The following is a 12,086-nucleotide window of genomic DNA, read 5'->3' as shown; positions in this document are numbered from 1 at the left end:
CCGCTAGTTGACGGTCAATCTCCTTCATTCACGCCTCGTACACCGGTCGGCGACACGACCCACGCCCCGCCGCAGGCTCCACCGGGGCCGGACTCAGGCCAGTTTGGCCTCCACCGCCCGCCGCACCGCCGCCGGGTCGAGTCCGTGGTCGGTGATCACCCGCGCCCCGAGCCCCTCCCCCTCGCGCAGCACCCCGAGCAGCAGGTGCCCCACCGCGATCTCCCCCGACTTCATCCGCAGCGACTCGCGCAGGGACAGTTCCAGGGCCTTCTTCGCCCGGGCCGCGAACGGGACGTGCCCGCCCGTGGCGCCGCCGGAGCGGAACCAGCCCCGGCGCTTGGGCTCCGCCTCGGGCGGGGCGTCCAGCGCGCCCTCGCCGAAGACCGACTCGACCGCCTCCCGCACCGAATCCAGGTCCACCCCGATCGAGGCGAGCACCCGCGCCTGGTCACCCTCCCCCAGCAGCCGGCGCACCGCCCGCAGGGCAGTGCCGTGGTCCAGCCCGGCCTCGGTGAGCACGGCGACCGCCGGGTCCTCCGGCCGCGCCAGGATCGCCAGCAGCAGGTGCTCCGTCCCGACGTAGCCGTGCCGCAGCCCCCTCGCCTCCTGCTGCGCGGTGACCACCACCTGCCGCGCCGTGTCGGTGAAACGCTCGAACATCGCTCAGCCTCCGTCCTGGTCGCCCCGGGTAGCGCGCTTCGCGTACTTCTTGTGCACCGCCTGCCTGGTCACCCCGAGGCAGACCGCGATGTCCTGCCAGGACCAGCCTTGCGACCGGGCGTTACCCACCTGCAGGGACTCCAGGCGGTCCGCCAGATCACGCAGGGCGCGGACCGCCCGGAGCCCCACGGCGGGGTCACGACTGCTCGCGGCGGCCGCGAGCTCTCCGCTCTCGCTCATGCCGTCAACTTTGGTTGACAGCCTCGAAAATGTCAACCCTGGTTGACGACTGCGGAACTCACCCGAACCGCCGCGCCAACGCCTCCTCGAAGGTCCCGCGCCCCACCGCCCGCTCCGGCACCGTGAGCCCGCCCGCCCGCAATGCCCGTCCCACCGCCCCCGGCACCCGCAGCGGCAGCAGCACCCGCCGACGGCCCGCCGCCCGCAGGTACGCCTCGGCCAGCTCCCGGTACGACCGCGTCTGAGGCCCGCCCACCTCCGGCGCGAACCCGGTCGGCTCCGCCCCCACCAGCTGCGCGACGTGCGCCGCCACCTCCCGGACGTCCACCGGCTGGATCCGGGCGCCGGTCACCACCGGGAACACCGGCAGCTTCGCGCTCACCCCGAAGACCTTGAACAGCAGGTCGTGGAACTGCGTCGCCCGCAGCACCGTCCACCCCAGCCCCGACTCCCGCACCGCCCGCTCACAGGCGAGCTTCGCCTTGTAGTACGCGATCGGCACCCGGTCGATCCCCACGATCGACACATACACCAGGTGCCGCACCCCGGCCCGCCCGGCCTCCGACACCAGCCGCTCCACCCCGGCCACGTCCTGCTTCCCCTGCGTGGTCGCGCAGTCCACCACCGTCTCGACCCCGGCGACCGCCTCCGCGATCCCGGCCCCGGTCACCAGGTCCCCGACCACCCACTCGACCCCGTCACCCCCGCCCCGCGCCCGTCGGCTCAACCCCCGCACCGCCACCCCGCGCGCCACCAGCAGCCGCACCACCTCCCGCCCCAACGTCCCTGTCGCCCCGGTCACCAGCACCGTCCCCGTCACCACACCACTCCTCTCGGGGAAAAGCCGTCACCCCCTACGGACCGGACACCGCCCGCATCCGTGACATCGGCATCCCTGGAACGCGAAAAGCGGGGCGAGGACCGTGAAGTCCTCGCCCCGCTTCAGCGGTTCACCTCACCGAGGTGAACACCGGGATCGTCAGCTGCAGCCGCTGGTGGAGCCGCAGCCCTCGCAGAGGTAGCAGCTGCCGGCGCGACGCATCTTGGTGCCGCAGGAGAAGCAGAGCGGCGCGTCGGCGTTGAGGCCGAGCTGGATCTCCATCAGCTCCGTGGAGTTGTGGGCCTGCTTCGGGGCCGCCTTGGGCGCCTCGACGACCGGGACCGGCTTGGCGGCGGCCACCGGGGCGGACTGGGCCAGCGACTCGGTGTCGAGCTCCTCGGCCTCCAGCGGCTCGTAGGAGCCCGTCTCCAGGTGGCGCGTGCGCTCCTCGACGGAGTGGATGCCGAGCGCCGAGCGGGTCTCGAACGGCAGGAAGTCCAGCGCCAGGCGGCGGAAGATGTAGTCGACGATCGACTGCGCCATCCGCACGTCCGGGTCGTCGGTCAGACCGGCCGGCTCGAAGCGCATGTTGGTGAACTTCGAGACGTAGGTCTCCAGCGGCACGCCGTACTGCAGGCCGACCGAGACGGCGATGGAGAAGGCGTCCATCATGCCCGCGAGGGTCGAACCCTGCTTGGACATCTTCAGGAAGACCTCGCCGAGGCCGTCGTCCGGGTAGGAGTTGGCGGTCATGTAACCCTCGGCGCCACCGACCGTGAAGGAGGTGGTGATGCCCGGGCGGCCCTTGGGCAGGCGCTTGCGGACCGGGCGGTACTCGACGACCTTCTCGACCACGGCGGCCGGGGTCTCCTCGGCCTTGGCCTCCGAGTCCTTCTTCTTGGCCGAGAGCGGCTGGCCGACCTTCGAGTTTTCGCGGTAGATGGCGAGCGCCTTGACGCCCATCTTCCACGCCTCGAAGTAGATCTCCTCGACGTCCTCGACGGTCGCGCTGGCCGGCATGTTGACCGTCTTGGAGATGGCGCCGGAGATCCACGGCTGGATCGCCGACATCATCCGCACGTGCCCCATCGGCGAGATGGAGCGCTCACCCATCGCGCAGTCGAACACCTCGTAGTGCTCGGTCTTCAGGCCCGGCGCGTCCACCACGTTGCCGTGCTCGGCGATGTGGGCGACGATCGCCTCGATCTGCTCGTCCTGGTAGCCGAGGCGCTTGAGGGCGCGCGGGACGGTGCCGTTGACGATCTGCATCGAGCCGCCGCCGACCAGCTTCTTGAACTTGACCAGAGCGAGGTCGGGCTCGACGCCGGTGGTGTCGCAGTCCATCATCAGGCCGATGGTGCCGGTCGGGGCGAGCACCGAGGCCTGGGCGTTGCGGAAACCGTTCTGCGCGCCGATGCGCAGCACGTCCTGCCAGGACTTGTTGGCCGCGAGCCAGACCGGCGCGTCCAGGTCGTCGAAGGAGACGGCGTCCAGCGAGGCGTCGGCGTGCTGCTTCATGACCTGCTGGTGGGCGGCCGAGTTGCGGGCGTAGCCGTCGTACGGGCCGACCACGCCGGCGAGTTCGGCGCCGCGGCGGTAGGCGGTGCCGGTCATCAGCGAGGTGATGGCGCCGGCCAGGGCGCGGCCGCCCTCGCTGTCGTAGGCGTGGCCGGTGGCCATCAGCAGGGCGCCGAGGTTGGCGTAGCCGATGCCGAGCTGGCGGTAGGCGCGGGTGGTCTCGCCGATCTTCTCGGTCGGGAAGTCGGCGAAGCAGATGGAGATGTCCATCGCGGTGATGACCAGCTCGACGACCTTGGCGAAGGTCTGGGCGTCGAACGAGTCGTCGTCGCGCAGGAACTTCATCAGGTTCAGCGAGGCGAGGTTGCAGCTGGAGTTGTCCAGGTGCATGTACTCCGAGCACGGGTTGGACGCGTTGATGCGGCCGGACTCCGGGCAGGTGTGCCAGCGGTTGATGGTCGTGTCGTACTGGATTCCGGGGTCGGCGCAGGCCCAGGCGGCCTCGGCCATCTTGCGGAACAGCTTCTTGGCGTCGACGGTCTCGATGACCTCGCCGGTCATCCGGGCGCGCAGGCCGAATTCGGTGCCGTTCTCGACGGCGGTCATGAATTCGTCGTTGACGCGGACCGAGTTGTTGGCGTTCTGGTACTGGACGGACGCGATGTCGTCGCCGCCGAGGTCCATGTCGAAGCCCGCGTCACGCAGGGCGCGGATCTTCTCCTCCTCCTTCACCTTGGTCTCGATGAAGGCCTCGACGTCCGGGTGGTCGACGTCCAGCACGACCATCTTGGCCGCGCGGCGGGTGGCGCCACCGGACTTGATGGTGCCGGCCGAGGCGTCGGCGCCGCGCATGAAGGAGACCGGGCCGGAGGCGTTGCCGCCGGAGGAGAGCAGTTCCTTGGAGGAGCGGATGCGGGAGAGGTTGAGGCCGGCACCGGAGCCGCCCTTGAAGATCATGCCCTCTTCCTTGTACCAGTCGAGGATCGACTCCATGGAGTCGTCGACGGACAGGATGAAGCAGGCGCTGACCTGCTGGGGCTGCTTGGTGCCGACGTTGAACCAGACCGGCGAGTTGAAGCTGAACACCTGGTGGAGGAGGGCGTGGGTCAGCTCGTGCTCGAAGACGTCGGCGTCGTCCTTGGTGGCGAAGTAGCCGTGCTTCTCGCCGGCCGCGCGGTAGGTGAGGACCACGCGGTCGATGATCTGCTTGAGGCTCCACTCGCGCTGCGGGGTGCCGACGGCGCCGCGGAAGTACTTGGACGTGACGATGTTGACGGCGTTGACCGACCAGAAGTCGGGGAACTCGACACCACGCTGCTCGAAGTTGATCGAGCCGTCGCGCCAGTTGGTCATGACGACGTCGCGCCGCTCCCAGCGGACCTCGTCATACGGGTGCACGCCAGGGGTGGTGTAGATGCGCTCCATCCGGAGACCGCCCTTCGGGGCCTTGGCGCCCTTGGCCACGGCCTTCTCGGACTTCGACCCGCGTGCGGAACCGCTCGTGGTGTCTGTCACTTCTCGCTCCTCCTCCTGGGCAAACGCCCGAAGTGCCCCGAAAAATCCGGGCACCGCTGGTTCGTTCTTCCGGTGTGCGGGCAGGCGAAGACCTCGCCCGCTTACGCACGGTTTGTAGTGTTCTGTGCCCCGTTTTCGGGCACGCGTGGGCCCCGTGGGGCCATGTGGTGCTGGCTGGAGGGCCCTCGTGGGGCCCGGCGCCGCCTAGGGCGCGGTGGCGGGAACGGGCACGGGGGTGCCGTCCGCCTCGGGGACGGGCCGCTCGGCGCGGAGTTCCGCGATGGCGGCCTCGAAGTCTTCGAGTCCGTCGTACGCCTGGTACACGCTGGCGAAGCGCAGGTAGGCGACCACGTCGAGTTCCTTGAGCGGGCCGAGTATGGCCAGCCCGACGTCGTGGGTGGTCAGCTCGGCGTTGCCGCTGGCGCGCACGCACTCCTCGACCCGCTGGCCGAGCTGGGCGAGGGCGTCCTCGGTGACCGGGCGGCCCTGGCAGGCCTTGCGGACACCGGTGATGACCTTCTGCCGGGAGAACGGCTCGGTGACGCCGCTGCGCTTGATGACCATGAGCGCGGCCGTCTCCACGGTGGTGAAACGGCGGCCACAGTCCGGGCACTGACGACGACGGCGGATGCAGCTGCCGTCCTCGGTGGTCCGACTGTCGACGACGCGGCTGTCGGAGTGCCGGCAGAAGGGGCAGTGCACCTGGGGATCCCTCCCTGGCAGGACGTGCGGACTTGTCGAGTCTAAGCGATGCGCCCCCGGCCTCGGCAAGCTGATCATGCGACGCGACCACTAGTACTGGGCACGGAGAGGACTCTAGCCACTACATGTAGGCCTCAGAGGGAAGTGACACCCCTGGCGTGTCGGCGCCGATTAGACTTCCGGAGTCGACATCCGGTCGAACATTTACTCGATGTACAACAAAGCCTTGATCGAGTCAGCCAACTCCCGAATAATTCACTCGAACGTGTGTTTGGCGCAACCTTTCGATAGGAGGTGCGTTGGGCTGGAAAAGGGAGAGGACAGCCGTCGAGAGGGGCCGCCGTGAACACCATCGAAACCAACACCATCCCGGTGCAGGAACACTCCCAGTTCAAGGTGGGGCAGCGCACCACGAATCAGCAGAGTGTGGACATCAGCATGGACCGTAGCGAAGACCACCGCCCTTCCGGCGCGGCCCTTTCCACCGTGAGCCGCGTTCCCGACCAGCCGATCGAACACTCCCCAGCCATGGACGACACCCACTCCTCCCCCGCCCGCGCGATGCCCGGCCGCCCCCCCGGCATCCGCACCGACGAGGCCGGACTCACCGAGCGCCAGCGCCGGGTGATCGAGGTCATCCGCGACTCCGTCCAGCGCCGCGGCTACCCGCCGTCCATGCGCGAGATCGGCCAGGCCGTCGGCCTGTCCAGCACCTCCTCCGTGGCCCACCAGCTGATGGCCCTGGAGCGCAAGGGCTTCCTCCGCCGGGACCCGCACCGCCCGCGCGCCTACGAGGTCCGCGGCGTCGAGGTGGCCCGCCCCAACACCGCCGAGACGGCCGGCCGCCCGTCCACCTCCTACGTGCCACTGGTCGGCCGGATCGCCGCCGGCGGTCCGATCCTGGCCGAGCAGACGGTCGAGGACGTCTTCCCGCTGCCCCGCCAGCTGGTCGGCGAGGGCGAGCTGTTCGCGCTCACCGTGCGCGGCGACTCGATGATCGAGGCGGCCATCTGCGACGGCGACTGGGTCACCGTCCGCCGCCAGCCGGTCGCCGAGAACGGCGACATCGTGGCCGCGATGATCGACGGCGAGGCCACCGTGAAGCGGCTCAAGCGCGAGGACGGGCGCATCTGGCTGATGCCGCACAACCCGGCGTACGAGCCGATCAACGGCGACAACGCGACCATCCTGGGCAAGGTCGTCGCGGTCCTGCGCCGCCTCTGACGCGCCCCCGGGCACGGAATGGGAAGGGGCTCCACCGCGTCAGCGGGGAGCCCCTCCGTCGATGGCGGGTGAACGCGGCGGCAGCGGCCCTCAGCCCCGCTTGACCACCGGCCGCACCGGCGCCGCCGAGGCGTCGATCGCCGCCAGCGAGCGGCGCACCTGGTTGCGGTCCGTGGTGTACCAGAACTCCGGCATCGAGGACCGGAAGAAGCCCCCGTACCGCTTGGTCTCCACCCGCGGGTCGAGCACCGCCACCACGCCCCGGTCGTCCGCCGCCCGCACCAGCCGACCGGCGCCCTGTGCCATCAGCAGCGCCGCGTGCGTCGCCGCGACCGCCATGAACCCGTTCCCGCCGTGCTGTTCGACGTCCTTCTGTCGGGCGCTCATCAGCGGGTCGTCCGGTCGCGGGAAGGGGATCCGGTCCATCACGACCAGCTGGCAGGCCGAGCCGGGCACGTCCACGCCCTGCCAGAGCGAGAGGGTGCCGAACAGACAGGTGGTCGCGTCCGAGGCGAACTCGCGGATCAACTCGCCCAGGGTGTCCTCCCCCTGGAGCAGGATCCGGTTGTCGAGCCGCTCCCGCAGCGCCTCCGCGGCCGTCTGGGCGCCGCGCATCGAGGAGAACAGGCCTAGCGTCCGGCCGCCGGCCGCGCCGATCAGCTCGGCCAACTCGTCCAGCATGTCCGGGCGTTCGGGGTCGCGCCCGGGGTCCGCGAGATGCTTGGCGACGTACAGGATGCCCTGCTTGGGGTACTTGAACGGCGAGCCGACGTCGATGCCCCGCCAGTGCGGGACGGCGTCCTCCCCGAAGCCGGGCTCCGGGTTGTCGCCGGGCGTGCGCTCGTCCGGCAGTCGGGTCTCCTTGGGCAGGCCGAGCGAGCCGGCCACACCGTTGAAGTCCCCGCCGAGCTTGAGCGTGGCCGAGGTGAGGACGACCGAGCGCTCCTTGTACAGCCCCTCGCGCAGCAGTCCGGAGACGCTGAGCGGGGCGACCCGGAGCGAGGCGGTGCCCAGCCCGTAGCGGTCGCTGCGCTCGATCCAGACCACGTCGTACTCGGAGTCCTCCAGCAGCCGGTCGGCCGTCTCGTGGAGCGTCTCGGCCGAGGCCATCGCCTGCTTGCGGACCGCGTCCTCGTCGCTGAGCCCCTTGTCCCGGGTCTCTCCGAGCGAGGTGATCACCTGCCGAGCGGCGTCCCGGATCGCGGTGACCGCGTACGCCAGGTACTCGGGCAGTTCCTCCACCCGGCCCGGCTGGGCGGTCTCCATCAGGCCGTGGTAGTTCTCGGCGGCGGCCTGCAGCGCGTCCACGGCCTTCTCGTTGGCCAGCCGGGCCGCCCGCTTCACCGCCCGGTTGACCGCGCCGACGGTCAGCTCGGCGGTGGCCGCGCCGGTGACCCGGTTGACCAGCTCGTGCGCCTCGTCCACGATCAGCAGCCCGTGCTCGGGCAGCACCGGCGCGCCCTCGATCGCGTCGATCGCGAGCATCGCGTGGTTGGTGACCACGACGTCCGCCAGCTTGGCCCGCTCCCGCGCCTTCTCCGCGAAGCACTCCTGCCCGTACGCGCAGCGGGTCGCGCCCAGGCACTCCTTGGAGGTGACCGACAGCTGGGCCCAGGCCTTGTCCGAGACACCGGGGCTGAGATCGTCGCGGTCCCCGGTCTCGGTCTCGTCCGCCCACTCCCGCAGCCGCAGCACCTCCTGCCCGAGCTTGCCGGTCGGCCCGCCGAGCGCGTCCACCGGGTCGAACAGGCCCTCGCCCTCGTCGCTCGGGGTGCCCTCGTTGGCCCGGTGCAGGCACAGGTAGTTGGAGCGGCCCTTGAGCATCGCGAACAGCGGGCGGCGGCGCAGCACCGGGTGCAGCGCGTCGACCGTGCGCGGCAAGTCCCGCTCCACCAGCTGGCGTTGCAGCGCCAGGGTGGCGGTGGCGACCACCACGCGGTCCCCGTGGGCGAGCGCCGGCACCAGGTAGGCCAGGGACTTCCCGGTGCCGGTGCCGGCCTGGACGAGCAGGTGCTCGCTGTGGTCGACGGCGTCGGCGACGGCCTCGGCCATCCGCATCTGGCCGGGGCGCTCCACGCCGCCGACGGCCGCCACCGCGGCGTGCAGCAGTTCGGGGATCCGCGAGCGCGGGACGGCGACGGCTTCCTCGGCCTCGTCGCCGAGGTCCGTCGCGGGCAGGGGTTCGGAGTCGTTCGTCATGGCCCTTCCACCCTACGGGGCGGGGGTGACAATCCGGTCCCGCCCAGCCGGAAGGCGCACGTCCACGGCGACCAGCGCGTTCGGCACCGTCCCGTGCCGGGCCGCGTGCGGGCGGTACGGGCGGTCCTGGTAGCCGTCCAGCAACAGCCGGTTGCGGTTGAGGCAGAGCCGGGTGATCCGGGGCCGGAACAGGTCGAACAGCTCGAAGCGCTCGCGCAGCTCGGGGAAGCGGTCCTGGTAGCGGTGGATCTCGGCGCGCAGCAGGGCCCAGAACTCGGTCTCGGGCAGTCCGGTCTGCGCCTCCAGCAGCGGGGCGAGGTAGCGGAAGACGCCGATGAACAGCCCGGAGTGGATGAACTGGCAGAGCCCCTGCGGGCTGTCCCGCAGCAGCACGTCGGCGACCTCGGCCGGCAGGTCGCGCAGCTCGGGCAGGTCCTGGTCGCTGAGGTTGACGTCGTCGACGAAGTCCTTGACCGCGAGCCGGGTCGGGGTGCCGCGGTCGTCGAAGACCACGATGGCGTTCTCGCCGTGCGGGGAGAAGACCAGCCCGTAGCGGTAGAGGAAGTGCAGCAGCGGCGGCAGCATCGCGGCGAACAGCCGGCCGGTCCACTCGGCGGGGGTGAGACCGGAGCGGGCGATCAGCTCGGCGGCCAGCGCCCGCCCGTCCGAGCCGGTCTGCAGCAGCGCGGCCAGGGTGCGGGCGCGCTCGTCCCCGGCGAGGAAGGGGCCGAGCGGTTCGCGCCAGATCGCGCCCAGCAGCTCCTTGTACTGGTACGGCGATTCGGGCATCTCCCGGTAGACCGGGTGGTCGACGGTGACGGAGGCGATCTCGCCGAGCAGGATCACCCGGCACTCGTCCCGCAGGTACGGGTCGGCCTCGCGCAGCCCGTGCAGCCACGCGGTGACGGCGGGCGCGGCGAGGGTGCGCTCGACCGGCAGGCCGCGCCAGACCAGGGTGTTGAGGATGGACAGCGGCAGCTTGACGGTGCAGCGCTCGGGGTGGGCGGTGTTGAAGAAGGAGCGGATGGACTGCTGGGGCAGCCGTGGGTCGCCGTCGGAGGGCAGCGGGACGATCTCGCCGGAGGCGATCCAGGGCGCGAACAGCGGCAGGACCGTCTCGTCCCACTGCCAGGGGTGGACGGGCAGCAGCAGGTAGTCGTCGGCGTCCGCGCCGAGCGGGGCGCGCAGCGCGTCCGGGTCGTCCAGCTCGCGGGCGTACAGCTGCTCGGGATGTTCCAGGCCGGGCACGCCGCGGTACTGGGCGAGCCGGCGGTGGACGGCGATCCAGGGCAGCGGGCGCGGGCTGCGGGCCTCCGGGGCCCAGCGGGCGGTGTCGGCGCCGGAGAAGCCGATCCGGCCCTTGTTGGGGACGATCCACGGGTGGCCGCCCTGCCGCCCCTCCAGCGCCGGGTGGTCGAGCTCGGCGAGTTCGGCGGCGGTGAGCGCGGTGGCGAGCTGTCGGGCGTCGGCGGTCAGGGTGGCGGAGAGTTCGCGGATCAGGTGGGCGGTGGTCTCGCCGCGCATCCCGAGGGTCTGCCAGGCGTACGGGAGGAAGCGCAGCGGGTCCAGGCCGTCCTGGCGGGAGCACCGGATGGACTCCGGGTCGACCTGCCAGCTGCCGTAGGCGCCGCGGCGGGCGGTGAAGCGGTACTCGGCCTCGGGCAGCTTCAGCAGGTACTCGCCGTCGAGGGACCCGGGGACGGGCGTGAGCAGTTCCTCGTAGGCGAACTCGCCGAACATCTTGGCCAGCAGGGCGCGGCCGGCCCGCTGCCAGTGCCCGGCGGTGAGGTGCGGGGGCAGGTAGAGCGGCGGTTCAGCGGCCGACGGTTGCGGCACGGGTCAGCTCCTGGGGACGGGGGACGACGGGGTTGGGCTGTGCGGCGCGACCGGCGGGGGCGGGTGGCGCGAAGCCGGTCCAGGCGGTGCGGTCGGGCAGTCGGTGGAGGGTGCGACCGGTGACGGCGTTGAGGATGACGGCGGCGCGGTGGGCGCCGAGGCCCAGGTCGGGGGTGCCGACGCCGTGGGTGTGCAGTTCGGCGTTCTGGACGTAGAGGCCGCCGGTGAGCTCGGGCCGGGTGGCGACCCGGTGGTCGAGGTCGACCCGGTAGCGCCCGGTCCCGTCCCAGTCGATCAGGTGGGCGAGCGGTTCGAGCGCGGCCGGTCGGGCGGCGCGGTAGCCGGTGGCGAGGACCACCGCGTCGGTGCGCAGCAGGTGCTCGGTGCCGGAGTCGGTGTGCCGGCAGTTCAGTTCGAGGCCGCCGCAGGGGCCTGGGCGGGCGTCGGTGACGGCGGTGCCGGGGGTGATCTCGACCGGGGCGGCGTCGATCGGGCGACCGATGGTGCGCTCGTAGAGGTGGTCGTGGATCTCGGCGAGGGTCTCGGCGCTGGCGGCCTTGTGCAGCTGCCACTGGGCGGTGACCAGGGCGTCCCGCACGGGCCCGGGCAGGCCGTGGAAGTAGCGGGTGTAGTCGGGGGTGAAGTGCTCCAGTCCGAGCTTGGAGTACTCCATGGGAGCGAGCGCCCGGGTGCGGGTGAGCCAGCGCAGCCGGACGCCGTCGTCCTCGTGGCGGCGGAGCAGGTCGAGGAAGACCTCGGCGCCGGACTGCCCGCTGCCGACCACGGTGATGTCCCGGGCGCCGGCCAGGTCGGCGCGGCGGTCGAGGTACTCGGCGGAGTGGAAGGCCGTCGGCCGGCCGGCCAGCCCCGCGAAGGCCTCGGGCAGTACGGGCCGGGTGCCGACGCCGAGCGCGAGGTTGCGGGCCCGTACGGCGGAGCGCCGGCCGGTCGCGGTGTCGGTCAACTCGACCCGGAAGCAGGGATCCTCCCAGTGCAGTGCGGTGACCTCGGTGCCGAAGCGGCAGTTGGCCAGCCGCTCGGCGGCCCAGCGGCAGTAGTGGTCGTACTCGCGGCGGGGCAGCTGGAAGCGCTCGGCGAAGTAGAACGGGAACAGCCGGTCCTGGGCGCGCAGGTAGTTGAGGAAGGACCACGGGTTGGTCGGGTCGACCAGGGAGACCAAGTCGGCGAGGAAGGGCACCTGCATCCGGGCCCCGTCCACCAGCATCCCGTGGTGCCAGCGGAACTCCGGGCGCTGGTCGCAGAAAAGCGTGCGCAGGCCGGGTACGGGTTCGGCGAGGGCGGCGAGCGAGAGGTTGAACGGGCCGATGCCGACGCCGAGCAGGTCGTAGGGCGGGGGTGTCGAGGTGTCCAC

Annotated in this window: 9 protein-coding genes; 1 reads left to right on the top strand and 8 read right to left on the bottom strand. The window is 71.6% G+C overall.

Features of this window, described 5'->3' with window-relative positions; genetic code table 11:
* Positions 1-93: 93 nt before the first annotated feature.
* The 5 genes from ACFQ87_RS19125 to nrdR form a co-directional block, all read right to left on the bottom strand.
* Positions 94-660: a Clp protease N-terminal domain-containing protein gene (locus tag ACFQ87_RS19125; RefSeq protein WP_380611947.1), complete on the bottom strand. Its 567-nt coding sequence runs from the start codon at positions 658-660 to the stop codon at positions 94-96.
* Positions 661-663: 3 nt separating this feature from the next.
* Entirely contained in the window at positions 664-900 is a 237-nt protein-coding gene (locus ACFQ87_RS19120; RefSeq protein WP_380611946.1) for an RNA polymerase subunit sigma-70, read from the bottom strand.
* Positions 901-958: 58 nt separating this feature from the next.
* On the bottom strand, positions 959-1,720 hold the full coding sequence (locus tag ACFQ87_RS19115) for an SDR family oxidoreductase (RefSeq protein WP_380611945.1): 762 nt from the start codon (positions 1,718-1,720) through the stop codon (positions 959-961).
* A 159-nt stretch (positions 1,721-1,879) separates the two neighbouring features.
* Complete coding sequence (locus tag ACFQ87_RS19110; RefSeq protein ID WP_380611944.1) at positions 1,880-4,753, bottom strand: vitamin B12-dependent ribonucleotide reductase; 2,874 nt, start codon at positions 4,751-4,753, stop codon at positions 1,880-1,882.
* A gap of 204 nt (positions 4,754-4,957) precedes the next feature.
* Positions 4,958-5,455: a transcriptional regulator NrdR gene (gene nrdR, locus ACFQ87_RS19105; protein ID WP_380611943.1), complete on the bottom strand. Its 498-nt coding sequence runs from the start codon at positions 5,453-5,455 to the stop codon at positions 4,958-4,960.
* Between the two features lie 438 nt (positions 5,456-5,893).
* Here nrdR and lexA point away from each other — a divergent pair, with 438 nt between their 5' ends.
* On the top strand, positions 5,894-6,679 hold the full coding sequence (gene lexA, locus ACFQ87_RS19100; RefSeq protein ID WP_380612007.1) for a transcriptional repressor LexA: 786 nt from the start codon (positions 5,894-5,896) through the stop codon (positions 6,677-6,679).
* 90 nt (positions 6,680-6,769) lie between these two features.
* Here the strand turns inward: lexA and ACFQ87_RS19095 are convergent, their stop codons facing one another.
* Genes ACFQ87_RS19095 through ACFQ87_RS19085 form a run of 3 tightly spaced genes read right to left on the bottom strand, consistent with a single transcriptional unit; the run spans position 6,770 to position 12,086 of the window.
* Entirely contained in the window at positions 6,770-8,878 is a 2,109-nt protein-coding gene (locus ACFQ87_RS19095; protein WP_380611942.1) for an ATP-dependent DNA helicase, read from the bottom strand.
* Between the two features lie 12 nt (positions 8,879-8,890).
* Positions 8,891-10,714, bottom strand: coding sequence for an IucA/IucC family protein (locus tag ACFQ87_RS19090; protein ID WP_380611941.1), 1,824 nt, complete (start codon positions 10,712-10,714; stop codon positions 8,891-8,893).
* Positions 10,692-12,086: a lysine N(6)-hydroxylase/L-ornithine N(5)-oxygenase family protein gene (locus ACFQ87_RS19085; RefSeq protein WP_380611940.1), complete on the bottom strand. Its 1,395-nt coding sequence runs from the start codon at positions 12,084-12,086 to the stop codon at positions 10,692-10,694. The genes ACFQ87_RS19090 and ACFQ87_RS19085 overlap by 23 nt, the downstream gene beginning before the upstream one ends.

Source organism: Kitasatospora sp. NPDC056531 (assembly GCF_042794375.1).
Taxonomy (GTDB): Bacteria; Actinomycetota; Actinomycetes; order Streptomycetales; family Streptomycetaceae; genus Kitasatospora.
The sequence above is the reverse complement of the archived record's forward strand: the minus strand, read 5'-3'. Positions and strand labels throughout refer to the sequence as shown.

Bases quoted from the DNA above. Each gene is read 5' to 3' on its own strand.
- ACFQ87_RS19125 (WP_380611947.1), bottom strand. From the start codon at position 660: ATGTTCGAGCGTTTCACCGACACGGCGCGGCAGGTGGTGGTCACCGCG.
- ACFQ87_RS19120 (WP_380611946.1), bottom strand. From the start codon at position 900: ATGAGCGAGAGCGGAGAGCTCGCGGCCGCCGCGAGCAGTCGTGACCCC.
- lexA (WP_380612007.1), top strand. From the start codon at position 5,894: ATGGACCGTAGCGAAGACCACCGCCCTTCCGGCGCGGCCCTTTCCACC.
- ACFQ87_RS19095 (WP_380611942.1), bottom strand. From the start codon at position 8,878: ATGACGAACGACTCCGAACCCCTGCCCGCGACGGACCTCGGCGACGAG.